Raw genomic sequence first — 24,316 nt, 5'->3', positions numbered from 1 at the left:
GCATGACCACCAACGACACCACCGAGCAGGGACGCGGCTCCGAGCCCTCCCTCAAGCGCGTGCTTGGACCCGGACTGCTGCTGCTGTTCATCGTCGGCGACATCCTGGGCACCGGCGTCTACGCACTCACCGGCAAGGTTGCCGCACAGGTGGGCGGCATCGTCTGGCTGCCCTTCCTCGCCGCCTTCCTCGTCGCCCTGCTGACGGCCTTCAGCTACCTCGAACTCGTCACCAAGTACCCGCAGGCCGCGGGTGCCGCCTTGTACACGCAGCGTGCGTTCAAGAGCCACTTCTTCACCTTCATCGTCGCCTTCACCGTCATGTGCTCCGGCCTGACCTCCTCGGCGTCGGCCTCCAAGGCCTTCGCCGGCAACATGGCCGCCATGTTCGGCTGGGACTTCGACGAACACGGCATGGGCCTCAAGATGATCGCCGGCGGCTTCCTCATCCTGGTCGCCCTGATCAACCTGCGCGGCGTCTCCGAGTCGGTGAAGCTCAACGTTGTGCTCACCTGCATCGAGCTGTCCGGCCTGCTGATCGTCATCTTCGTCGGCATCTGGGCAATGACCCAGGGCAGCGCCGACTTCAGCCGCCTGACCCAGGTCAACGTCGCCGAGGGCAAGACCGCCTTCAGCGCCGTGACCGCCGCCACCGCCCTGGCCTTCTTCGCCATGGTCGGCTTCGAGGACGCCGTGAACATGGCCGAGGAGACCAAGGACCCGGTGCGCACCTTCCCGAAGATCTTGCTGCTGGGCCTGGGCCTGACCGGCGTCATCTACGTCCTGATCGCCATCACCTCGGTCTCGCTGGTCGCCCCGAGCAAGCTCGGTGAGGGCACCACGCCGCTGCTCCAGGTGCTGCAGGTCGGCGCCCCGAACTTCCCGACCGGCATCTTCGCCGGCATCACGATGTTCGCCGTCTCCAACACCGCCCTGCTCAACATGCTGATGGCCTCGCGCCTGCTCTACGGCCTGGCCCACGAGGGCGTGCTGCCCCGCTCGCTGGGCAAGGTGAGCGCCAAGGGCCGCACCCCCTGGGTCGCGGTGATCTTCACCACCATCCTGGCGCTCGGCCTGGTCTGGTTCAGCAACCTCACCGCCCTGGGTGGCACCACCGCCCTGCTGCTGCTGTGCGTGTTCACCATCGTCAACATCGCCGTGCTGGTGCTGCGCAAGGACGTCAAGGACACCGGTCACTTCAAGACCCCGACGATCATGGCCATCCTGGGCGCCCTCACCGCCTTCTTCCTCGCCAGCCCGCTGTCCGGCCGCGCCAGCCACGACTACATCGTCGCCGCCTGGCTGCTGCTGGTTGGCGCCGTGCTGGGCGCCATCACCTTCGCCATCAACAAGTTCGTCTACAAGCAGGAGACGAAGTTCGCCGACGTCGAGCACCTCGGCGACATCGACTGGGAGATGGAGCACCCCAGCAACGAGGTGCCCCCGCTGCGCGAGGTCCTGCGTCGCCGCGACGAGGACTGAGCACCACTGCAGCAACGGCGACGGCCGCCCCGCACCGAGGTGCGGGGCGGCCGTCAGCCCTTGCACGTCACTGGACCAGACGGTCCACCAGCTCGTCGGAGACCAGGTAGGGCAGGGTGATCTGCGCCTGGCCGGCCCGCTCGGTGTTGAAGTCGGTCGCCACCTCGATCGAGTGCTCATTGCGCGCCCAGCTGCGCCGCGCCACGCCACACATCACGTCCCACATCAGCGAGCTCTTGATCACCTCGTCGACCCGCTCCGAACCGTCCAGCACCAGGCCGAAACCGCCATTGATCGAATTGCCGATGCCGGTGCCGCCGCCATTGTGCAGCGCCACCAGGCTCATGCCGCGCGCCGCATTGCCGGCGAAGCACTGCGTGGCCATGTCCGCCATCACGTTCGAGCCGTCCTTGATGTTCGAGGTCTCGCGGAAGGGCGAGTCGGTGCCCGAGACGTCGTGGTGGTCGCGGCCCATCATGATCGGACCCACCTCGCCATTGCGCACCATCTCGTTGAACTTCAGCGCGATGTCGCAGCGGCCCTTGGCGTCCTGGTAGAGGATCCGCGCCTCGGTGCCGACCACCAGTTGGTTGTGCTCCGCGTCGCGGATCCAGTTGTAGTTGTCGCGGTCCTGGCTACGACGGTTCGGGTCGATGCAGTCCATCGCCGCCTGGTCGGTCTTGACCAGGTCCTCGTGCTTGCGGCTCAGGCAGACCCAGCGGAAGGGGCCGTAGCCGTAGTCGAAGAGCTCCGGACCCATGATGTCCTCCACATAGGAGGGCCAGATGAAGCCATTGCGGTTGTCGCCGCCCTTGGCGATCTCGGTGATGCCCGAGTCGAAGATGGCGCTCATGAAGGAGTTGCCGTAGTCGAAGAAGTAGGTGCCGCGCTCGGTGAGGGTCTTCACCAGCTCGTAGTGGTGGCGCAGCGTCGAGTCGACCCGGCGCTTGAACTCCTCACGGTCGGTGGCCAGCAGCTCGGTGCGCTCGTCGAAAGTCATTCCCTCGGGGCAGTATCCGCCGGTGTACTGGGCGTGGCAGGAGGTCTGGTCGCTCAGCAGCGGGACCAAGATGTCGTGGTCCACGACGTACTGCAGCAGGTCGACGATGTTGCCGTGGTAGGCGATGCTCGCCGGCGTCCTCGACTCGATGTGCTCGTTGGCGATCCGGAAGACCTCGTCGAGGTCGGAGGAGACGTGCCCGATCCAGCCCTGGTCGATGCGGGTCTGGATGCGCGACAGGTCCACCTCGGCGATGACGCCGACGGCCCGTGCGATCTCCGCCGCCTTCGGCTGGGCGCCGCTCATGCCACCCAGGCCGGAGCTGATGAACAGCACCCCCGACAGGTCGCCGTCGGCGGGGATGCCCAGGCGCTGACGTCCGGCGGTCAGCAGGGTGTTGAAGGTGCCGTGCACGATGCCCTGCGGGCCGATGTACATCCAGCCGCCGGCGGTCATCTGGCCGTAGTTGGCCACACCCAGCTCCTCGGCGCGCTCCCAGTCGTCGGCATTGTCGAAACGGCCGATCATCAGCGAGTTGGTGATCAGCACCCGCGGCGACTCGGGACGCGACGGGAACAGGCCCAGCGGATGGCCGCTCATCACCACCAGTGTCTGGTCCTGGGTCATCTGCTCCAGGTACTTCATGATCAGCCGGTACTGCAGCCAGTTGGCGCACACGCTGCCGGTCTCGCCATAGGTCACCAGCTCGTAGGGGTACAGCGCGACGGCGAAGTCCAGGTTGTTGTCGATCTGCACCTGCATGGCCTTGCCCTCGACGCAGTTGCCCTCGTACTCGTCGATGGGCTTGCCACACAGGTTCCCCTGCGGACGCCAGCGGTAGGCGTAGATGCGTCCGTAGGTGCGCAGCTCCCCCAGGAACTCGGGGGCGGCCAGCTCATGCAGCTCCTCGGGCAGGTAGCGCAGCGCATTGCGCAGGGCGGTCTTGGTGTCCTCGGCATCCAGCCGAAAGCCACGCGAGGGGGCCCGGCGGATGCCTTCCTTGAAGACGGGATCGGCGGGCCACTCGGCGTCGAGCTTGATCTGCATCGCAGCGGCGGTGCTGCGGTTGTCGTAGGTCATCGTGTCTTCCTTCGTGATCAGGGAAATCAGGGCTCGGGTGGCGGTGTCGGAAATGGCTGCGGTGGGATGCCAGTGCTCGACGGCGGTGTGCACCAGGCGGGCGGCGGCCCGGGCGGTGCGGCCGTCGACGTCCAGCGGCGGGCAGAGCTCCACCACGTCGACCATCACCAGTTGCCCGCTGGCGGCCACGTGCGCCACCACGGCGTCGACCACCTCCATCGGGACGCCATAGCCGGCCGGGGCACTCACTCCGGGGGCGACGGCGCCGGGCAGCAGGTCGAGGTCGATCGACAGATGGAGCACGTCCACCTGGGCGCAGAAGGCGTCGACAGCCTCCAGCAGCCGGTCCAGGTGACGGGGCTGGCAGTCGACGTCGAGCACGACCTCGACCCCCAGCTCTTCCGCGGTCTGGAAGAGCGCCGGGGTGTTTGCGGCGCGGCTGATGCCAGCCACCATGTAGCGGAAGTCGCGGCCGGCGGCCTGGTCGGCCATCGCCATCTGCCGGAAGGGGGTGCCCGAACTGGGACGATCTGCCTCGCGCAGGTCGAAGTGGGCATCCAGGTTCAGCACGCCCACCCGCAACCCGTCCAGCCGGGACGAGGCGGTGCGGCCCAGATAGCTCGCCCAGGCCGTCTCGTGGCCACCGCCCAGCACCACCACCAGGCCGTGGGAGTCCAGGGCGCGGGTGATCAGCTCGCCCATCTGCTCCTGGCCGGTCTCCAGCTCGTCGCCGGTCACCGTCACGTCACCCAGGTCGTGCAGCGGCAGCGGCTGGTGGACCGCCAGCGGACCGAGCGCGGTGCGCAGGGCCGCGGGTGCCTGGGCGGCACCGATGCGTCCCTTGTTGCGCGCCACCCCGGCGTCGCAGCAGAAGCCGACCAGGGCGGCGGCCTCGGCCGTCTCCTCGGTCGGCGTCGATGCGGCGTCGAGCACCTCCACCTGCTGGTGCCAGCGGCGGTGCTCCGGTCCGGGGCCGTCGTCGCGGCCCGTCCAGACGTGGGGGCTCACAGCAGCACTCCTTCCAGCATCAGGGTCGAGGCGATCGGCACCCCGGGGCGGTAGCTCAGGTGCAGGTGGTTCGGGGCGTCCAGCACCGCCAGGTCGGCGCGGGCGCCCACCGTGATCCGTCCGATGTCCTCGCGGCGAAGCGCCGCCGCGCCACCACGGGTCACCGCCAGCACCGCCTCCGAGGGCGTCATGCCCATCTCGCGCACCGCCAGGGCGATGCAGAAGGGGATCGACGAGCTGTAGCAGGTACCCGGATTGCAGTCGCTGGCCAGGGCGACGTGCACACCGGCATCCAACAGTGCCCGGGCATCCGGATAGGGCGACTTCGTGGAGAACTCCACGCCCGGCAGCAGGGTGGCCACCGTCGAGGAGTTCGCCAGCGCGTCCACGTCAGCCTCGGACAGGAAGGTGCAATGGTCGACGCTGGCCGCACCCAGCTCGACGGCCAGCTGCACACCCGGCCCGTGACCGATCTGGTTGCCGTGCACGCGCAGCTCCAGACCGGCCGCGCGGCCGGCCTCCAGCACCGTGCGCGACTCCTCGCCGGAGAAGGCGTGCGAGGAGTTGGGCTCGCAGAAGACGTCGATCCAGCGGGCGTGCGGAGCGCAGGCCTCCAGCATCTCGCCGGTGACCAGCTCCACATAGCCCGCGCGGTCGTCGGTGAACTCGGCCGGCACCACGTGCGCTCCCAGGAAGGTGGTCTCGCTGGTGTGGCGACGCGCGATCCGAAGGCTGCGCGCCTCGTTGGCGACATCCAGTCCGTAACCACCCTTGATCTCGACGGTGGTGGTGCCCTGGCGACGCATCTCGTCGAGCCGGATGCCCACCAGACGGTCGAGCTCCTCGTCGCTGGCCCCGCGGGTGGCGTTCACGCTGTTGCCGATGCCACCGCCGTCATAGCGCGCCCCGGTCATCCGGGCGACGAACTCCTCGGAGCGGTCCCCGTCGAAGACCAGGTGCGAATGGCTGTCGACGAAGCCCGGCAGCACCGTGCGCCCGCCCAGGTCGTGGCGGGCGTCGGCGGCCGGCGCCTGGGTGGCATCCCCCACCCAGGCGACCAGCCCGTCCTCGACGACGACGGCCTGGCCGCTGCGGGCACCAATGGCGGCCTGGCCGTCCTCGTCGGCGGTGACCAGTTCGCCGATGCCGGTCAGCAGGGTGGAGCTCATGCCAGCGGCTCCGGCAGGGCGGCGTTCACGGCCTCCAGCAGGCGGCCGTCGACGATCGCCTGGTGCACCAGCTCGATCTCGGGGGCCAGGAAGCGGTCGGGGCCCACACCTTGGTAGCCGTCGGCGTGCAGCAGCTCGATGACGGCGGCCGAGGCCGGGCCGGGCTGGGGCGGCTTGCGCAGCTCGATGCCGCGGGCAGCGGTGAGCACCTCGATGGCCAGCACGCGGGCCAGGCCGTCGACAGCCCGGCGCAGCTTGCGACCGGCGGCCCAGCCCATGCTGACGTGGTCCTCCTGCATGGCGCTGGAGGGGATCGAGTCGACGCTGGCGGGCACCGCCAAGCGTTTGAGCTCGCTGACGATGCCGGCGGCGGTGTACTGGGCGATCATGTGGCCCGAGTCGGTGCCCGGGTCGTCGGCCAGGAAGGCGGGCAGGCCCTGGTTGCGGGCGACGTCCTGGTAGCGGTCGGTGCGGCGCTCGCTGATGCTGGCCAGGTCGGCGACCGGGATGGCCAGGAAGTCCAGCGCGTAGGCGACGGGCACGCCGTGGAAGTTGCCATTGGAGACCACGCGGCCGTCGTGGGTGACCACCGGGTTGTCGACGGCCGAGGCCAGCTCGTGGCCGGCGACGGTGGCGACGTGGTCGATGGTGTCGCGGCCGGCGCCGTTGACCTGCGGGGTGCAGCGCAGCGAGTAGGCGTCCTGCACGCGGGTGTCCTTGACCGGGTCGCGGTGGCTGTCGCGGATCGGGCTGTCGGCCAGCACCTTGACCAGGTTGGCGGCGGCGGTGGCCTGGCCCGGGTGGGGACGCAGCGCCATCATGTCGGGGGCGAAGGGGGAGTCGGAGCCCAGCAGGCCCTCGATGCTCATGCCGGCGGCGAGATCGGCGACGGTGTAGAGCTTGCGCAGGTCGTGGATGGCCAGGCACAGCATGCCGAGCATGCCGTCGGTGCCGTTGATCAGCGCCAGGCCCTCCTTCTCGGTGAGCACGACCGGGGTGATGCCGGCGGCCTCCAGTGCCTTGGCGGAATCCATCTTCTCGCCGGCGGCATCGCGCACGACGCCCTCGCCCATCAGGGCCAGGGCGCAGTGGGCCAGCGGGGCCAGGTCGCCCGAGCAACCCAGCGAGCCGTACTCGTGGACGACGGGGGTGATGCCGGCATTGAGCATGGCGACATAGGTCTCGAGGGTCTCGGGGCGGATGCCGGTGCGGCCGGTGGACAGCGTCTGGATGCGCAACAGCATCAGTGCGCGCACCACCTCGCGCTCCACCTCGGGGCCGCTGCCGGCGGCGTGGCTGCGCACCAGGGAGCGCTGCAGCTGGGCGCGCATCTCGGTGGGGATGTGGACGGTGGCGAGTGCCCCGAAGCCGGTGGAGACGCCGTAGTGGGGCACGGTGTCGCTGGCGAGGTCCTCGATGACCTTGCGGCTGCGACGCACCTCCTCCATGGCCTCGGGGTGGACGCTGACGGTGACGCCCTGGCGGGCGACGGCGACGACCTCGTCGATCTCGAGCGGGGTCACGCCAAGCTGGATGTCGGTGCTCATGGGCCCATTCCATCCGCAGAGGTCCTTGGCACGGCAAGGGCTTGGGTCGGGGTCGAGTCTCACAAGTGAGACCAGGTGCACACTGGTGCCATGAGCTCCCCGACGAAGCCGTCGCCTCCGGCGCGAGGCCAGGCCATGGCAAGCCCCGCCGCCAGCCGCACCCTGGCGGTGCTGGAAGCCCTGGCCAGCTCGCCCGAGCCGCTGGCGGCTGGCCACCTCGCCCGCGAGCTGGGCATTCCGCGCGCCTCGCTCTACCGGCTGTTGTCGACGATGGCCGAGCACGGCTTCGTCATGCACGTCTCGGACAGCAACCGCTGGGCCCTGGGGGTGGGCGCCTATGAGCTGGCCTGGGCCTACCGGCGCCAGAATCCGCTGCAGCGCATGGCCAAGCCCATGCTCAGCCGGCTGGTGGACAACACCGGCCACAGCGGCCACTTCACCGTGCTGCATGGGCACGACGTTGTCTACGTCATCGAGGAGCGGGCCCCCCACCGGCCCAGCCTGGTGACCGACGTGGGAGTGCGGTTGCCGGCCGAGGTCACTGCCTCTGGGCTGGCGATGCTCGCCGCCCTGCCCGACAGCCAGGTGGCGGCGCTCTTCCCGCACGACGGGTCCCTGGTGCAGCGTGAAGGCCGAGGCCCCTCCAGCCTGGTCGAGCTGCGGCGAATCCTGGCCCAGACGCGCCAGCGGGGCCATGCCGTGGAGGAGCACAGCGTCACCCCAGGGCTGGCCTCCGTGGCGATGGCCGTGGTGGACCGCGCCGGCTTTCCGGTGGGGGCCGTCGCCCTCACCTTCGAGGCCGAGCAGGTGACGCCCGGGCAGCGCGAGCGGCTGGCGGAGGCGATCCGCCACGTCGTGGTGGGCCTGCACGCCCGCCTGGGCAACACCGCCCCGCCGCGGACCCCATGACGGCCGCACCTCATGACGGCCGCACCTCATGACACAGTCGTGCACAGATCCGTCCCACATGTGGGACAGCTGTGGGTGGACGGGCCTGTTCGCGAAAGCATCGGGTCAGGTCGACTGGGAGCTACGGGCACGGCGCCCACCTCAGTGAAGAGGAGATGAGAGATGAGCCTTGGCAAGCCTGCCCCCGACGCGGACGGCACCCACACCCCGGTGGTCCGCGATGAGTACGGGGTCCCGCAGGAGACCGGCGGCCTGGCCCGCGGCCTGAGCCTGCGACACATCCAGTTCATCGGGCTGGGCGCCGCGATCGGCACCGGCCTGTTCTACGGCTCGGCCAGCGCCATCCAGAAGGCCGGCCCGTCGGTCCTGCTGGTCTACATCATCGCCGGCGCGGCCGTCTTCATGGTGATGCGAGCCCTGGGCGAGATGGCCGTGCGCCACCCGATCCCGGGCTCCTTCGGCCAGTACGCCAGCCGCTACCTGGGGCCCTTCGCCGGCTTCGTCACCGGCTGGTCCTACACCTTCGAGATGATCGTGGTCGCCGTCGCCGACGTCACCGCCTTCGGCATCTACATGGGCTTCTGGTTCCCCGACACCCCGCGCTGGATCTGGGTGGCGGCGGTGATCTGCTTCATCGGCGCCATCAACACCCGCAACGTGAAGGTCTTCGGCGAGCTGGAGTTCTGGCTCACCATCGTCAAGGTCGGCGCCATCATCGCCATGATCCTGGGCGGCCTGGCACTGATGCTCAAGGGGGTCAGCTACCAGCCCGGCACCAGCGCGGGCCTGCACAACCTCACCAACCACGGCGGCTTCGCCCCCAACGGCATCGGCGGCATGGTGGCCTCGCTGGCCGTGGTGGTCTTCGCCTTCGGCGGCGTCGAGAACATCGGCATCACCGCCGGCGAGGCCGCCGACCCCAAGCGCGCCATCCCCAAGGCAATCAACTCGGTGCCGGTGCGCATCCTGCTCTTCTACGTGCTGGCACTGGGCGTGGTGATGGCGCTGGTGCCGTGGAATGCGATCACCGGCGAGGCCAGCCCCTTCGTCCAGATCTTCAGCTCGCTGGGCGTGCCCGCCGCACCCTCGATCCTGAACGCGGTCGTCATCACCGCCGCCGTCTCGGCCATCAACTCCGACACCTTCGGCGCCGGGCGCATGCTCTACGGCCTGGCCCAGCAGGGCCACGCCCCCAAGGCCTTCGCGTCGGTCTCCAAGCACGGCGTGCCCTGGCTCACCGTGCTGGTGATGTGCGGGGCACTGGTGATCGCCGCCGTGCTCAACGCTGTCATGCCGAAGAATGTCTTCGACCTGATCGCCTCCATCGCCACCTTCGCCACGGTGCTGGTGTGGTTCATGATCCTGCTGTCCCACATCGCCATGCGTCGCGAGATCGCCGCCAAGGGCCGTCCCGAGAGCGAGTTCAAGGTGCCGCTGTGGCCCATCGCCAGCTATGCCTCGCTGGTCTTCATGGTCTTCGTGGTGCTGGTGCTCGGCTGGTTCCCCGAGACCCGTATCGCGCTGATCGTCGGCGTGGTCTGGGTGGTGCTGCTGGCCATCGCCTACAGCCTGTGGGTCAAGGGTGAGGGTCGCACCGTGCACGAGCTGACCGACGAGACGCAGCTGATGAAGCCGGTCAAGTAGCCTTCCCGACGCACGACAGGAGCCCGGTACCCCTCGAGGGGTGCCGGGCTCCGGTCGTCCCCGGCGGGCTTCCTGCCCGACTCGGTGGCGACCTCAGTCCTGTTCGGCCTGCTGCACCGCCGCCAGGGCCGCCACTACCGAGGTGCGGGCATCGCCCTCGGTGGCGGGCAGGATCGGGATGCCCATGGAGTGCATGACGCGCTGCATCCCTTCACCCATGTGGTCCACGACGACCGCCTGGATTGCCTGCTCCTTGAGGAAGCGCACGATCCGGGCATGGTGCGCACCGTGGGTGCCGGCGTCGTGCGACTCGTCCCAGGCCACTTCGTGCACCTGCCAGTCGACCACGACCGGTCCGGTGGCCGACGGCTGCACCTCGGCGACGCCAACCCAGTGGGCCCGTCCCCAGGCGTGGGCGCTGAGGCCGTCGGCGGTGGTGGGGGTTGCCAGGATCATCGGTGCTCCTCGTTGCTCAGGTCGCCCGGACGGGCTGCCGGACCTCATTCCTAGGCTACGTGGCACCAAGGGGTGGGATACTGGGCGCCCCGTCCACAAACCACACCCACGGCGCCCCACACCGCAGCATCTGCAACCAGGGGCGCTCTCGACGTGGTTTGTGGACGCGGGACCAGCCGCTCTCAGTCGTGGGCGTGCTTGACGGCGTGCACCGTGGCGTCGAACTGGCGCGTGATCTCGTCGTGGGGGCGGTGGGTGACCAGGCTGACCACGACGGCCACCAGCAGGGCGGCGAGGAAGCCGGGCAGGATTTCGTAGAGGTCGAAGATGCCGCCCTCTACATTGCCCCACCAGGCCACCATGAGGGCACCGGTGACCATGCTGGCCAGGGCCCCGGCCGTGGTGAGCTTGCGCCAGAACAGGCTGAGCAGCACCACCGGGCCGAAGGAGGCACCGAAGCCGGCCCAGGCGAAGGCCACCAGCGCCAGGATCGTGTCGTTCTGCGTCCACGCCATCGCGGCGGCCACGACGGAGACCACCAGGACAGCCATGCGCCCCATCAGCACGTGGTGGCCGTCGGTGCGGTCGTTCCTGTCCAGGGCCTTGTAGATGTCCTCCACCAGGGCCGAAGAGGTGACCAGCAGCTGGCTGGAGACGGTCGACATGATCGCCGCCAGCACCGCGGCCAGCATGAAGCCGGCGATCAGCGGGTGGAAGAGAATCTGGCCCATCTTGATGTAGACGGTCTCGGGATCGGCCAGCGTCACGCCGTTCTTCTGGTGCCAGGCCGCACCGACCAGGGCGGTGGCGATGGCGCCCACGACGGCGAAGAGCATCCAGCCGATGCCGATACGACGTCCCGCGCGGGCCTCGGCGGTGGAGCGCAGCGCCATGAAGCGCACGATGATGTGCGGCTGTCCGAAGTAGCCCAGGCCCCAGGCCAGGGCAGAGATGATGCCCATCAGCGCCACCGAGGTGAACGGGTGCGGCAGCACGGCCATCCGGTCGATGCCGGCCCGCGCGTCGGAGGCCTGCACCAGACGCGAGACCTCGCCGAGGCCACCCAGGTTCACCAGGCCCACCAGCGGGACGGCCATCAGGGCGGCGAACATCATCAGGCCCTGCACGAAGTCGGTGTAGCTGACGGCCAGGAAGCCGCCGAACAGGGTGTAGGCGATGGTGACGCCGGCCACGACGAGCATGCCGGTGCGGTAGTTGATGCCGAAGCTGGACTGCATGAAGACGCCGCCGGCCACCATGCCGGAGCTGACGTAGAAGGTGAAGAAGACCAGGATGATCAGGCCCGAGACGACGCGCAGCAGGCGGCTGCGGTCGTGCAGGCGGTTCTCCAGGAAGCTGGGCACGGTGATCGAGTCATTGGCCTCCTGCGTGTAGGCGCGAAGGCGCGGGGCGACCACCTTCCAGTTCAGCCAGGCGCCGACGGTCAGGCCCACCGCGATCCAGGCCTCCACCAGGCCCTTGGCGTAGATGGCGCCGGGCAGGCCCATCAACAGCCAACCGGACATGTCGGCGGCACCGGCGGACAGGGCTGCGACGGCCGGGTGCAGGTCGCGTCCGCCCAGCATGTAGTCGTTCAGGTTCTTGGTCTTGCGGTAGGAGTACCAGCCGATGAACAGCATGGCGGCCATGTAGACCACCATCGCGATGGTCTGGAAGGCGGTGTCGCTCATGGGGAGCCTCTCGCACGTCGATGGGGTCGTCGAACGATACCGCGCGCAGGATCGCCCCGGGGTTGATCCACGCTCCGGTCGGCGGACGCCTCGTCGGCCGCGATCCGCAAGAAAGTGTTGCCATCCGCAGGTTGCAGCATGCGGATCTGGCCATTTTCCTGCGGATCACCCTCAACTCGTGCCCGTTCGGGAGTGATTGGCGACGGCGTAGGCTCGGCCGGGTGAGTGTCGAGTTCGAGTACCTGGGCCTGAAGGACCACCCGCCGCGCCGGGTGGAGTACCACGAGGCCTGGGAGCACCAGCGGGAGGTGCACGCCCGGGTTGCCTCGGGCGAGACCGGCAACCAGGTGATCTTCGTCGAGCACGACCCCGTCTATACCGCGGGCCGCCAGACCAAGCCCCATGAGCGGCCCTTCGACGGCACCCCGGTGGTCGATGTCGACCGCGGCGGCAACATCACCTGGCACGGGCCGGGCCAGCTCGTCGGCTACCCGATCGTCCAGCTGCCCGACCGGGTGGGCGTGGTGGACCACGTGCGTCGGGTCGAGCAGGCCGTCATCGACGTCCTGGCCAGCTACGGCATCCTTGCGGGACGGGTGCCGGGGCGCACCGGGGTGTGGCTGCCCGCCGACGACCCCAGCACCGTTCCGCTGGTGGAGCCGGGCCGTCACCACAGGGCCGGCGACACCGACCGCACCGGCAACTTCACCTTCGATGCCCCCGCGGTGGCCGCGCCCGCCACGGGAGGTCTGCAGCTGGCCAGCGTCGAGGGCCAGGCCCCGGCCGTCGGACAGGCGATGGGTGGTGCGGAGCGCAGCGGGCATGGTCCGAGCGTGCGAGGACCGTTCGATGACGCGCGGAGCGCGGGGGGTTCGAGGGGGGTCGTCCCCCCTCGCCAGGGGATGCGCCCGGAACGCAAGATCTGCGCCATTGGCATCCGGGTGACGAAGCGGACCACCCTGCACGGCTTCTCGATCAATGTCTCCAACACGCTGGACGGGTTCGACAACATCGTGCCGTGCGGCATCAGTGACGCCGGTGTCACCACCATGGCGGCCGAGATGGACGGCCCGCCGCCCACCCTCGTGGAGCTCGCCGAGCGGCTGGAACCGCTGCTCGCGGCCCACCTTTCCCGGGAAGGTAACCTGAAGAAGTGACGATTGCACCTGAAGGCCGAAAGCTCCTGCGCGTCGAGGTCAAGAACTCCCAGACCCCGATCGAGCGCAAGCCGTCGTGGATCAAGACCAAGGCCGTGATGGGTCCCGAGTACCGCGACCTGCAGAACCTGGTGAAGGGCGAGGACCTGCACACGGTGTGCCAGGAGGCTGGCTGCCCGAACATCTTCGAGTGCTGGGAGGACCGCGAGGCCACCTTCCTGATCGGCGGTGACCAGTGCACCCGTCGCTGCGACTTCTGCCAGATCGAGTCCGCCAAGCCCGAGGGCTATGACCCGGCCGAGCCGGTGCGCGTGGCCGAGAGCGTGCAGAAGATGGGGCTGAAGTACGCCACCATCACCGGTGTCTGCCGCGACGACCTCGAAGACGAGGGTGCCTGGCTCTATGCCGAGACGATCCGCAAGGTGCACGAGCTGAACCCGGGCGTGGGCGTCGAGATGCTCGCCCCCGACTTCAGCGGCAAGAAGGAATTCCTTGACCAGCTCTTCGAGGCCCGGCCCGAGGTCTTCGGGCACAACGTGGAGACTGTGCCGCGCATCTTCAAGCGCATCCGCCCCGGCTTCCGCTACGAGCGCTCGCTCGAGGTGCTCACCATGGCCCGCGAGGCCGGCCTGGTGACCAAGAGCAACCTGATCCTGGGCATGGGCGAGACCCGCGAGGAGATCAGCCAGGCCATGCAGGACCTGCACGATGCCGGCACCGAGCTGCTGACCATCACGCAGTACCTGCGCCCGGCCGTCACCCTGCTGCCCATCGACCGCTGGGTGACCCCGGAGGAGTTCGACGAGCTGGCCGAGGAGGCCACCGAGATCGGCTTCAGCGGCGTGATGAGCGGCCCGATGGTGCGCTCCTCGTACCGCGCCGGCCGCCTCTACCGCCAGGCGATCGAGGCCCGCGCTTGAACTGGCAGCACAGCACGGCGACGGCCGGGCGGGGGGACACCCGCCCGGCCCTCGTGCACCATGTGGGCAGGGATCGTTGCCAGGGAGCGCCGATTTTTTTGCAGACAACAGGAGGGGACCGATGATGACCGGGGGGATGCAGGAGCACACGTCGACGGGTTTCGACCTGGTGCTGATGGAGGCCGACGACAAGCAGGCCATCTACGAGACCTGGGTGCAGCTGAGTTCGCAGACCCACGGCTTCCACCGCTATGTCATCGACCAGGGCATCTGCCATCGCATCGACAAGCCGAAGCCCACCAATTGTGACCTGTCGCTGGCCACCCGGATCGCCGCGGCGATCAGCCGGGCCTACCGGGAGCAGGGCCGGCTGCCCGAGAGGATCACGCGCGAGTACTGGTGAGACCCAGCTGCGTGCCGCGGTTGAAGACGGCCGAGCCCATCGGACGGCTCGCCAGCCAGAAGCCGGTGGCCAGGGCAAGGTAGCCCAGGCCGATGGCCACCATCAGCGGGCGTGAGACGCCGCCGGGCGGGATGATGGCCGCCGCCAGCACCGAGGCGAGCACGATCGCGGCATTGAAGACCACGTCGTAGATGACGAAGACGCGCCCCTTCACCTCGTCGTCGACATGGGCCTGGACGACGGTGTCGATGCAGATCTTGAGTGACTGCGCGAACCAGCCGATGAAGAAGCTCGCCACCACCAGCGGCCAGCGCCGCAGCACCAGACCGGGCAGCAGCTGCACCAGCGCGCTGGCCAGCAGCACCACCACGATGCTGCCGCGCATCCCCAGACGGTGCGCCAGCGGCGGCACCAGCAGCACCGAGCAGGCGAAGCCCACACCGCTGGCGGCCATCCACAGCCCGATGTCGGCCATCGCCGCATTCACCTCGGTGGGGGCGTGGACGTGGTTGCGGAAGAGCAGCAGGACGCTGACCAGGGTCAGTCCGTAGAGCACCCGCTGGCAGGTGATGGTCACCAGCCCCAGCAGGGCGGGACGCCGGTGCGCCAGATGGCGGCCGGCGTCGTGGAGGGCGTGCAGGGTCTCGACGAAGCGGGTCCGGGGTGCGGGGTCGAGCGGGCCGAGGCTGCGCGGCGACAACCGGGAGGCCACCAGGCTCGAGGTGGCCCACATCGCGGCGGCGCAGCAGAAGATGACGGCATCGGCCATCGCGGCCGGCCAGGGGCTGGCCAGCCGGATTGCTCCGGCCAGCACCCCGCCCAGCAGCAGGGTGGTGGGGCCGATCATCGGCATCACCGCCGAGGCGGTGAGGAATTCGTCGTCGTCGATGGTGTGCTGCAGCCCGGCGCTGAGCCCGGCCAGCACGAAACGGTTGAGGGCCAGCGCCACCATGAGGCAGCCGAACAGGGCGGTGGAGACCAGCGGTGCCGTCGAGCCGGTGGCGACGATCGCCGCGATCACCAGTGCCAGGACGCAGCGCGTCGCGTCCACCACCACCGCCACGGTGCGGCGCGACCACCGGTCGAGCAGTCCGCTGACGAAGGGGCCGACGATGCTGAAGGGCATCAGGGTGATGGCGAACATCGCCGCGATCGCCCAGGCGGTGGGTTGCTGGGCGGGGTTGAACAGGATGTGGCTGGCCATGCCCACCTGCAGGGTGCCGTCGGCGCACTGGGTCAGGGCGCGGATGGTGACCAGCTTGCGGAAGCGGTCGTGGCGCAGGAGTCGTCGCAGGTTCTGCACGAACTGCACGGCATCCTCCTGGTCTGGTCCCGCGGGTGCGGGACCCTGCGATGCTACCGGGCCGGCGCGAGGAGCTCCCACGAGGCCGGATGGGGCGGGTGGCCGCCGCGGACTTGACCGCCAGGCTTGAATGGGGACATGTCTTCCCTCTTCGAACCGATCAGCCTTCGCGGGCTCGAGGTCCGCAACCGTGCCTGGGTCTCGCCCATGTGCCAGTACAGCGTCGAGGAGCGCGACGGCGTCGTCGGCGACTGGCATCTGGTGCACTACGGCAGCTTCGCCGCCGGTGGCTGGGGCCTGGTGGTGAGCGAGGCCGCCGCCGTGCTGCCCGAGGGCAGGATCAGCCCCTTCGACGCCGGCATCTGGGGCGACGAGCACGTCGCGGCCTGGCGCCGGATCAACGCCTTCATGCACTCCCACGGCGCCAGCACCGGCATCCAGATCGCCCATGCCGGCCGCAAGGCCAGCACCGACCGCTGGTGGCAGGGCGTCGCGCCGCGCACCGTCCCGGTGGAGGAGGGCGGCTGGCAGCCGGTCGGCCCCACTGGTGCGCGCGGTGCCGGTGAGGAGTTCACCACCGAGGTGAAGGCCCTCGACGAGGACGGCATCGCCCGCGTGGTGGAGGCCTTCGCCGAGGCCGCGGTGCGTGCCGAGAAGGCCGGTTTCGACGTGGTCGAGGTGCACGCTGCCCACGGCTACCTGCTGCACCAGTTCTACTCGCCGCTGAGCAATACCCGCACCGACCGGTGGGGTGGCAGCTTCGAGAACCGGGTGCGCCTGGTGCTCGAGGTGGTCGACGCGATCCGGCAGCGCTACCAGGGGGTGCTGGCGGTGCGGATCTCGGCCACCGACTGGGTCGAGGAGGGATGGAGCGTCGAGGACTCCGTCGCCCTGGCCCGGCTGCTCAAGGAGCATGGCGTCGACCTGGTGGACTGCTCCACCGGCGGCAATGTGATGGCGCAGATTCCCGTCGGCCCCGGCTACCAGGTGCCCTTCGCCGAACAGGTGCGGCGCGAGGCGGGCATCGCCACCAGCGCGGTGGGCATCATCGAGACCCCGGAGCAGGCGGAGCAGATCATCGCCGAGGGCCGGGCCGATGCGGTGATGCTGGGCCGGGAGGCGCTGCGCGACCCGAACTGGCCGCTGCGCGCCGCGCACGTGCTGGGCGTGCCCAATGAGGACGCGCCGTGGCCCAAGCAGCGCTGGCGTGGCTACTGGCGCTGAGCTGAGCCGAGCTGAGCTGAGGGGGCGGGGCAGGCGACGGTCAGCCGGCGGCCAGGCGCCAGTCGAGGAATTCGCGCAGGTCGCCGGTCTCGCCGTCACGCCCGCCGCGCCCCACCACCAGTGGGGGGTCGGTGGGCTGGAGCTTCACGCCGGTGAGCCGGGCCATCGCCCCGGCCGGGACGGTGAGGACGTAGTAGCCGCCGTCGGTGCCGATGGCGATGGACTGGTTCTGCCGCAGGTACCAGCCCTGCCGGTCGGTCTTGACCTGGTGGCCCTGCAGGGTGGTGGCGCGCAGCGCGGTGGGTGCGATCCCGCGACGGGTGGCCTCGGCGACGAACTCGTCGATCATCTGCTGGGCGACGACTGCCTCGGCCCTGGCCTGCTGCTCGGCCAGTTCGACGCGGCGGCGGGCATCCTGCTGGCGTTGGCTCATGTGTCCACTGTAGGCGCGTGGAACGCCCCCCGTTTGATGCCGTTCCTGCACGGGCTGGGGCCTTGGTGTGGACGGTCCAGTCGGTCAGGTTCTCGTCCCCAGGCGGTTTGCCTGCGTCGTGTGCTGCCGTCATTGCCCGTGGTCTGTTTGGGGGTGAGGCTGAAGATCTTGGGCGTGTCGCGGCGGGCTGCATGTTGTTGGGCATAGTCTGCGTCTGCTACGTCGTGTCGTGGAGATGGGGATTGTCATGTCTGGTTGGGGTGTGGGTCGGCTGGTTCGTGCTGGTCGTGGCTGGTTGGTGGGGGTGATGTCGCTGGCGTTGGTGGTCACGATGTCGCCTGCGGAGCCGGCGTGGGCGGATGATCCTGACCCGTCACCGTCGCCCACGGCGGCGGCGCCGGAGCCTGGTGTGGATGGGTTGGTGCCGTTGGGTGGTGATGTGGTGCGGCCGGACTGGATGTCGGCGTCGGTGACTGCGCGGGCGTCGCAGCGGCGGGTGGAGGTGCTCAGTGAGCGTTCCGAGACTCGCCGGGTGTGGCTGCATCCGGATGGTCGGGTGCAGGAGGAGATCTCGTCGGGGCCGGCCCGGTTCAAGGACGCGACGGCGAGCGCCACTGAGGGGTGGCGGGCGATCGACACGACTGTGGTGAAGGACGCGCAGGGTGTGCATCCGGTGGCGGTGCCGGGGTCGGTGGCGTTGGCCGACCAGGCTGGTGATGCGGCGGTGTCGATGGTCGATGCGGCCGGTCGAGGGCTGGGTGTGGCGTTGGATGGGGTGGAGTTGCCGGCGCCGGTGTTGGACGGGTCGACGGTGACCTATCGGGATGTGGTGCCGGGGGTGGATGTGCGGGTGGAGGTGCGTCCGGCTGGTTTCGAGCTGGTGTGGCTGGTGCACTCGAAGAAGGGCGTGTCGGAGCTGGTGCGCCGCTATGGCCGCCAGGGGCGGGTGGTGCTGCCCACGACGCTGACCAGTCAGGGTGATGTGGTTCCGGCCCAGGCCAGTGGTGGTGTGGTGGAGCTGCGTGACGGCAAGGGTGTGGCGCGGGGACGGTTGCATGCCCCGCGGATGTGGGATGCAGCCGACGCCGCAGTGCAGGGGCGGGGGCTTCCGTCGCAGGCCGAGTTCGTGCTGGGAACGGTGGCGCGCAAGGGCAAGAAGTCGACTGCGTCGCTGGGGATCAGTGCCGATGTGGCGTGGCTGAACAATCCGGCCCGCACGTTTCCCATCACGATTGACCCGACCTATGCCTTGGCCAGCGTGTCCCCGGCTTTCGACACGTTCGTGCAGCAGGGCTATGGGACTGATGAGTCGGCCTCGTCGGAGTTGAAGTTGGGCAACAACGGGTCGGGGCAGGTGGCACGCACGTTCATGAACTTCGATGCCGCCTCGTTCAAGGGCAAGCAGATCACCAGCGCCTCGCTGAGTCTGTTGGAGACCCATTCCTGGTCGTGCACGGCCAAGCCGTGGAGTTCGTATGACGCCGGCCTGGCCACCACCGCCACCCGGTGGACGGCGCAGCCCAGCATTGGCACGAAGCGTGCCACCAGCACCCAGACGGTGGGGGCGTCGAGTTCCTGCCCTGACGGCCGGGTGAGCATCGACATGACAGCCCAGGCCAAGGCATGGTCTGCCTCGACGGCCACGCAGGTGGGAATGATGTTGCGGGCCGACAACGAGGCCGATCCGTATGGGTGGAAGCGGTTCTACTCGAATGATTCGAGCTATCGGCCGGTGATTGGACTGTTCTACGACCGGGCTCCTGCTGCCCCAGCGCTGCCGTCGGTGGGGAACTCGGCGGTGGTGGGTGGCAAGACCTTCATTGCCTACCCGACGCCGAGCTTGACGGGTGTGGTGCCGTCGGATGCGGATGGCAACCAGGTGAAGGTCGACTACAGCCGGATGACCTCGCCGGGATCGGGCTATGGCGATCTGTTGTGCTCGACCGGCTACCGGGCGCCGGGCACCACCGCGTCGTGCACGTCGGCGACGTTGGCGGACAATGACCATGGCTGGATTCGGGCGCGGGCGAATGACTCGATGCTGTCGTCGGCCTGGTCGGGGGCCAAGGAGTACTGGGTGACGTTGTCGCCGCCGCCTGTTCCGACGGTGACGTGTGCGTCGGCGAAGGGTTCGTGGGCGGATGCGGTCAAGCCGGCGGAGACGTGCACGGTGACGTTGACGGCGGCTGCGGCGACGTCGAATTCGGCGGCGACGCATGTGCGGTACACGGTGGATGGTGGTGCGGAGAAGATCGCTGCGGTAACGCAGCCGACGACCACGACACCCACGACGTTCCAGATCCCCAAGGTGGGTGGCACGGCCGGGTGGCACACGGTGACGGTGACGGCCCAGTCGCCGGTGGGCAGGCAGTCGGCGAAGGTGACCTACGGCTTCGGGTATGGCACGCCGTCGATGTCGGCGCCGGTGTCGGGACAGACCACCACGGATGTGGTGCAGGTCACCGGGCAGGGCGGCCCGGGCGGTACGGCGGGGCAGGTGCAGTGGCGGGTGGCCGGTTCGACGGGCTTCTTGCCGGTGCCGGCCAGCAACCAGTTCACCTTCGGCTCCGATGCGACCAAGGTGTCGGTCAGTGGGTTGATGGACACCACCAGTCTGGTCGGTCAGGCCGATGCGCAGGGTGTGGTGGTGCCCGAGCGGGTCCCGGCGAGGTTGGAGTTGCGGGTGTGTTGGACCTACGGCGGGTCTGCGAAGTGCTCGCCGGTGCGCAGGGTGGTGCGGGTGCCGCACGCTTTCGGCTCTGGGTTCCCGACCAGTGAGGCGGGGCCTGGGCAGGTAGCGTTGTGGACGGGTGAGTTGCAGGTCTCGGAGTCGGATGCTGACCTGCCGTCGCCCACCTCGGCGATTGGGGTTTCCCGCACGCACAACTCGTTCGCTGGGGATGTCGCCGTCGCGAAGCAGGTCTTCGGGCCGGGGTGGGTTGCCGGGTTGGATGGTGGTGATGATGGCCTGTCCGCGTCCGAGGTGGTCGACAATACCCGTCTGGATGGCACGATCGCGCTGGTCAGCGACGATGGCGACACCCTGATCTACACGGCCCCGGCACGCCGCACCGCCGCTGCGTTCGCGGCGGGCACGTATGAGCCGGCCGATGACGACACGGCCAGCAGCGGCATCACCCTGAGCGTGGCGGGCTCCACCCCGGTGCTCACGCTCAAGGATGAGGATGGGGTGACGACCCGATTCACCGCGACGGCGGCGCCGTCGGCGACGGCGGACAGTGTCTTCGCGGTCACGGATGTGACTGATCCGGCCACGCCGGGCAAGACGACCTACCAGCGCGATGCCCAAGGCAGGGTGACGGCGATCATCGCTCCCGTGCCCACGGGTGCTGCGGCATGTGTGCCGGGGACCCGCACTGCCGGGTGCCGCGTGTTGAAGCTCACCTACAACACCCAAGGGCTGGTCTCCCAGATCACCGCCCAGGTCGACACCGAGGCCACGGACCGGGTGCTGTCCACCTACACCTACAACACTGATGCGACCAGCCCTCAGTACAAGACGATGGCCTCGCAGACCGACGTCGTGACCGGCCTGACCACGAAATACGCCTGGACAGGGTCGGTGGCCGACAAGACGCTGCGGCTGGCCGGGATCACTCCGCCCGGGCAGGACGGCTTCACCTTCACCTACGCCAACAACCGCCTGGACAAGGTCACCCGCCCACTGCCGTCGAGCGTGGCGGCCGGTGATCGCACCGCGCAGCTGGCGGCCTTCGTCTACGACCAGCCCACCGACGTGTCGAACCTCGACCTGGCCCAGTTCGACGGCTACCCGCTCACCCGCCGCGCGTCGAAGGCGTTCGCGGTGTTCGGCCCCGACCAGAAGATCAGCGGCGCCCCCGCGAAGAATGATGCGGCGTGGCAGCGCGCCAACGTCTACCTGACTGATGGGGAGGGCTACACCATCCACGAAGGCTCCTACGGCGCCGGGGCGTGGCAGTGGACCGCCAACGTCTACGACGACAAGGACAACATCGTCCAGGCCTGGGACGCCCGCGCGGTCGAACAACTGCGCACCGGCGGCATGACCGACATCGACTCAGCCTCCACCCAGACCGTCTACAACACCGACATCACCAACGCCACCGGCGACGTCATCACCCCCGCCGGCACCCTCGTGGTCCAGACCCGCGGCCCCGCCCGCACCCTCATCGACGAGGCCGGCGTCGAGGTGTGGGCCAGGCCCCAGACCGACACCAGCTACGACCAGGGCGCACCCCACGCAGGAATCAACCCGCTGTCCGGCCAGCCCTACCGCCTGCCGACCACAGTCACCACCTCCACCGTGACCCCCGGCGACCAGGTCTGGGACCGCCACGACCTGCTCAACGTCACCGTCACCTCCTATGACGGCACCACGCCCGGAGGCAAGACCGGCTGGGAACTGGGCCAGGCCACCTCCACCACCACCCGCATGGGTGCCACGGAGGCAGCCACCGCCGGCGACATCACCCGGGAGACCGTCTACGACGACCAAGGCCGCATCATCGAACAGCGCCAGCCTTCCGCCAAGGGCACCTCCGCCGATGCCGGGACCCGCAAGACCCTCTACTACACCGCAGGAACACACCCCACAGTTGCGGCCTGTGGCGGGAAGCCGGCCTGGGCCGGATGGGTGTGCCAGACGATGCCCGGCGCCGGCACCCTGCCGACCGAGCGCACCGTCTCCTACACCTGGGACGGGCAAGCCGCCCAGACCCAGACCATCGCCGGAACGGCGACCGTGACCACCACCACCAGCTTTGATGCGAAGTCGCGGCCCGTGACGGTGACCACCACCAGCGCAGGGCTGACGGGATCCACCCCTGTCCCGGCCGTCACCACCAGCTACGACAGCGTCGGGCAGGTCACCGGCACCACCTCCACCGCCGGGTCGACGGCCATGACCTACGACACGTGGGGTCGTCAGCTCACCTACACCAACACCCCCGCCGGGCAGCCGGCGGACACAGCGACAACCACCTACGACGAGCTCGGCCAAGTCGTCAAGGTCACCGACAACAACGGGTCGCAGACCTTCACCTACGACGGCACCGACGCCAACGGCAAGGCCGAAACCCGCGGCCTGGTCACCAAGACCGAAGCCACCTCGGGCGGCATCACCCACAGTGCGACCGCCGCCTACGACGCGCAGGGTGCGGCGACGCTGGAGAAGCTGCCCGGTGGGATCATCCGCCGCCACACCTACGACCCGGCCGGAGAACTGGTCGACCTGACCTACTCCGGCAAGGGCACGGATCCGGAGACGGGCGCGGCGGTGGCTGATCAGCAGTGGTTTGGCTGGTCCAGCCGTAGTGATGCTGCGGGTAGGACGGTACGGGAATGGTCCACCGACGGAGGATCGGCCTACACCGACACCAACAGCCCGGCCGTCACCTCCGACCGGGCCTACCGCTACGACAAGGCCGGCCGCCTGGTCCGGGTCGATGAGACCCTCAACACCCGCGCCGAAAGCCCGACCTGCACCCGCCGCGGCTACAGCTTCGACGTCAACGGCAACCGCACCAGCCAGACCACAGCCGCCAACACCACCGGCTGCGACGATGCTGGCGCCACCAGCACGGCGCGCGCCTTCAACGGTGCGGACCAGCCTGTCACGGGCGCGAACGGGCAAGGCAGCTACGTCTACGACCCACTCGGCCGACAGACCAGCATCCCCGCCGCCGACACCACCAACCCCACCCGCGGCGACATGGCCCTGGCCTACTACGACTCCGATGCTGCGCAGTCCGTGGCGCAGGGGGACACCAAGGTCACGTTCACCCTGGATGGTGCCGGCCGCCGCCTGACCCAGAACATCACCGTCGGCCCCATCGCCGTCCCCGGCGCCGCCACCGGCACCCTCACACGCCACTACACCGACTCGTCGGACAACCCCGCCTGGACCGTCGACGTGCGCGGCGAGCAGACAGTCACCACCCGGTACGCCGACCTCACCGGCGACGGCCTCGGCATCACCTACACCACCACCGGCGGGGCCACCACCGCCGAGCTCGCCCTGACCGGGCTGCGCGGGGACGTGAACGCCACGGTGAAGCTCGACGGCACCAACCCCGCGACGGGGATCGACACCTGGGCCGACTACACCGAATACGGACAACCCACCACTACCAAGACAGCCACAGCTGGGGGCGCGGCCGGGGCCGGCTACGGCTGGCTCGGCGCCCACGAACGCGCCACCCTCGACGCACTCGGCATCACCCTCATGGGCGCCCGCCTCTACAACCAAGCCACCGGACTATTCACCAGCCTCGACCCCGTCCATGGAGGAAATGAAACTACCTACGGATACCCGAATGACCCCATCAATAAGTCTGACATTGATGGGAACTGGGGTGGGTGGAACCGATTAGCGGGGGGGCTTGCACGAGTCTCTCAGATTGCTGGATATATCCCATTGTGTGGCTATTGCTCGGCGGTATCAGCGATCACCGGTTATGCGAGTGCCGCTGCATATTATCGCGGCGGTAATCGCCGGAAGGCTCGAAGGCAATTTGCATCAACTACCGTCGGGGTTGCATTAGGAGGATTCGGAAGATTTGGAACACGATTCCGTGGGTCCACAAAATATGGAAAGAGATTCGCGCACGCAGTCCGACGCGGCAGCGGAAGGGTTTACAGAAGAGGTGGCTGGCGATCTACCACGATGAGGCGAACCGTTCGCACCTACCGCAGAGCTGCCCGGGGATATAACAGGTCCTTCGGTCGCTGGCGGGGGATTACCGGGTACGGTCATTCCGGGGTGGGATACCGGCTTTATAGCCATGGCGTCTCCACCTTTGGCGGCTGGGCCTACAACTACAGGAGATAAGAGATGGATCTGAATTCCGAAGTCTGGTGGATCGCGACTCCTCCATTCCTCGCCTGCAC

Annotated in this window: 15 protein-coding genes and 1 pseudogene; 9 read left to right on the top strand and 7 right to left on the bottom strand. The window is 69.0% G+C overall.

All coding sequences use genetic code 11. The annotated features are described in order from the left end of the window. Positions 1 to 2: 2 nt before the first annotated feature. Positions 3 to 1,481 (top strand): APC family permease, encoded by a 1,479-nt coding sequence (locus ACYVKA_RS05645; RefSeq protein ID WP_460703705.1) that lies wholly within the window; start codon positions 3 to 5, stop codon positions 1,479 to 1,481. A gap of 67 nt (positions 1,482 to 1,548) precedes the next feature. Here ACYVKA_RS05645 and ACYVKA_RS05640 read toward each other — a convergent pair whose 3' ends face one another. The 3 genes from ACYVKA_RS05640 to hutH are packed head-to-tail and all read right to left on the bottom strand — an operon-like array spanning position 1,549 to position 7,285. Continuing rightward, complete coding sequence (locus ACYVKA_RS05640; protein WP_460703703.1) at positions 1,549 to 4,569, bottom strand: urocanate hydratase; 3,021 nt, start codon at positions 4,567 to 4,569, stop codon at positions 1,549 to 1,551. Further along, on the bottom strand, positions 4,566 to 5,738 hold the full coding sequence (hutI, locus tag ACYVKA_RS05635; protein ID WP_460703701.1) for an imidazolonepropionase: 1,173 nt from the start codon (positions 5,736 to 5,738) through the stop codon (positions 4,566 to 4,568). Before hutI ends, ACYVKA_RS05640 begins: the two co-directional genes overlap by 4 nt. After that, positions 5,735 to 7,285 carry a histidine ammonia-lyase gene (hutH, locus tag ACYVKA_RS05630; RefSeq protein ID WP_460703698.1) on the bottom strand — a complete coding sequence of 517 codons (1,551 nt, stop codon included), beginning with the start codon at positions 7,283 to 7,285 and terminating at the stop codon, positions 5,735 to 5,737. Before hutH ends, hutI begins: the two co-directional genes overlap by 4 nt. 90 nt (positions 7,286 to 7,375) lie before the next feature. On the opposite strand from hutH, the gene ACYVKA_RS05625 reads away from it, so the two are divergent. Both ACYVKA_RS05625 and ACYVKA_RS05620 read left to right on the top strand, forming a co-directional pair. Beyond that, the gene (locus ACYVKA_RS05625; RefSeq protein WP_460703696.1) at positions 7,376 to 8,194 is read left to right on the top strand and encodes an IclR family transcriptional regulator; all 819 of its coding nucleotides are present in this window, start codon (positions 7,376 to 7,378) and stop codon (positions 8,192 to 8,194) included. Between the two features lie 162 nt (positions 8,195 to 8,356). After that, complete coding sequence (locus tag ACYVKA_RS05620; protein WP_460703694.1) at positions 8,357 to 9,838, top strand: amino acid permease; 1,482 nt, start codon at positions 8,357 to 8,359, stop codon at positions 9,836 to 9,838. A gap of 93 nt (positions 9,839 to 9,931) precedes the next feature. Here the strand turns inward: ACYVKA_RS05620 and ACYVKA_RS05615 are convergent, their stop codons facing one another. Both ACYVKA_RS05615 and putP read right to left on the bottom strand, forming a co-directional pair. Continuing rightward, complete coding sequence (locus ACYVKA_RS05615) at positions 9,932 to 10,294, bottom strand: NifB/NifX family molybdenum-iron cluster-binding protein (protein ID WP_394276405.1); 363 nt, start codon at positions 10,292 to 10,294, stop codon at positions 9,932 to 9,934. A 182-nt stretch (positions 10,295 to 10,476) separates the two neighbouring features. Next, entirely contained in the window at positions 10,477 to 11,985 is a 1,509-nt protein-coding gene (gene putP / locus ACYVKA_RS05610) for a sodium/proline symporter PutP (protein WP_460703692.1), read from the bottom strand. 221 nt (positions 11,986 to 12,206) lie between these two features. Here putP and lipB point away from each other — a divergent pair. From lipB to ACYVKA_RS05590, 4 genes and pseudogenes are all read left to right on the top strand, one after another. Then, positions 12,207 to 12,617: pseudogene (gene lipB, locus ACYVKA_RS05605) on the top strand (lipoyl(octanoyl) transferase LipB); the annotation flags it as partial. 165 nt (positions 12,618 to 12,782) lie between these two features. Further along, positions 12,783 to 13,142, top strand: a complete 360-nt coding sequence (locus ACYVKA_RS05600) for a lipoyl protein ligase domain-containing protein (RefSeq protein WP_460703741.1) — start codon at positions 12,783 to 12,785, stop codon at positions 13,140 to 13,142. Further along, entirely contained in the window at positions 13,139 to 14,062 is a 924-nt protein-coding gene (gene lipA / locus ACYVKA_RS05595; protein ID WP_460703690.1) for a lipoyl synthase, read from the top strand. Before ACYVKA_RS05600 ends, lipA begins: the two co-directional genes overlap by 4 nt. 121 nt (positions 14,063 to 14,183) lie before the next feature. Beyond that, positions 14,184 to 14,465: a hypothetical protein gene (locus ACYVKA_RS05590; RefSeq protein WP_460703688.1), complete on the top strand. Its 282-nt coding sequence runs from the start codon at positions 14,184 to 14,186 to the stop codon at positions 14,463 to 14,465. Here ACYVKA_RS05590 and ACYVKA_RS05585 read toward each other — a convergent pair. Continuing rightward, on the bottom strand, positions 14,446 to 15,777 hold the full coding sequence (locus ACYVKA_RS05585) for an MFS transporter (protein ID WP_460703686.1): 1,332 nt from the start codon (positions 15,775 to 15,777) through the stop codon (positions 14,446 to 14,448). The two genes, ACYVKA_RS05590 and ACYVKA_RS05585, sit on opposite strands and share 20 nt — an antisense overlap. Before the next feature lie 129 nt (positions 15,778 to 15,906). Here ACYVKA_RS05585 and ACYVKA_RS05580 point away from each other — a divergent pair, with 129 nt between their 5' ends. Beyond that, the gene (locus ACYVKA_RS05580) at positions 15,907 to 16,992 is read left to right on the top strand and encodes an NADH:flavin oxidoreductase/NADH oxidase (protein WP_460703684.1); all 1,086 of its coding nucleotides are present in this window, start codon (positions 15,907 to 15,909) and stop codon (positions 16,990 to 16,992) included. A 40-nt stretch (positions 16,993 to 17,032) separates the two neighbouring features. Here the strand turns inward: ACYVKA_RS05580 and ACYVKA_RS05575 are convergent, their stop codons facing one another. Beyond that, on the bottom strand, positions 17,033 to 17,425 hold the full coding sequence (locus tag ACYVKA_RS05575) for a hypothetical protein (protein WP_460703682.1): 393 nt from the start codon (positions 17,423 to 17,425) through the stop codon (positions 17,033 to 17,035). A 421-nt stretch (positions 17,426 to 17,846) separates the two neighbouring features. Between ACYVKA_RS05575 and ACYVKA_RS05570 the strand changes: the two genes are divergently transcribed. Further along, positions 17,847 to 24,257 (top strand): DNRLRE domain-containing protein, encoded by a 6,411-nt coding sequence (locus ACYVKA_RS05570; RefSeq protein ID WP_460703680.1) that lies wholly within the window; start codon positions 17,847 to 17,849, stop codon positions 24,255 to 24,257. Positions 24,258 to 24,316: the final 59 nt, after the last annotated feature.

The sequence above is a fragment of the Luteococcus sediminum genome, assembly GCF_054783495.1.
This window is presented reverse-complemented; position numbering and strand designations above follow the sequence as displayed.

Coding starts and splice junctions, on each gene's coding strand:
- ACYVKA_RS05645 (WP_460703705.1), top strand. CDS start 3: ATGACCACCAACGACACCACCGAGCAGGGACGCGGCTCCGAGCCCTCC.
- hutI (WP_460703701.1), bottom strand. CDS start 5,738: ATGAGCTCCACCCTGCTGACCGGCATCGGCGAACTGGTCACCGCCGAC.
- hutH (WP_460703698.1), bottom strand. CDS start 7,285: ATGAGCACCGACATCCAGCTTGGCGTGACCCCGCTCGAGATCGACGAG.
- ACYVKA_RS05625 (WP_460703696.1), top strand. CDS start 7,376: ATGAGCTCCCCGACGAAGCCGTCGCCTCCGGCGCGAGGCCAGGCCATG.
- ACYVKA_RS05620 (WP_460703694.1), top strand. CDS start 8,357: ATGAGCCTTGGCAAGCCTGCCCCCGACGCGGACGGCACCCACACCCCG.
- ACYVKA_RS05615 (WP_394276405.1), bottom strand. CDS start 10,294: ATGATCCTGGCAACCCCCACCACCGCCGACGGCCTCAGCGCCCACGCC.
- putP (WP_460703692.1), bottom strand. CDS start 11,985: ATGAGCGACACCGCCTTCCAGACCATCGCGATGGTGGTCTACATGGCC.
- ACYVKA_RS05600 (WP_460703741.1), top strand. CDS start 12,783: ATGGGTGGTGCGGAGCGCAGCGGGCATGGTCCGAGCGTGCGAGGACCG.
- ACYVKA_RS05590 (WP_460703688.1), top strand. CDS start 14,184: ATGATGACCGGGGGGATGCAGGAGCACACGTCGACGGGTTTCGACCTG.
- ACYVKA_RS05580 (WP_460703684.1), top strand. CDS start 15,907: ATGTCTTCCCTCTTCGAACCGATCAGCCTTCGCGGGCTCGAGGTCCGC.
- ACYVKA_RS05575 (WP_460703682.1), bottom strand. CDS start 17,425: ATGAGCCAACGCCAGCAGGATGCCCGCCGCCGCGTCGAACTGGCCGAG.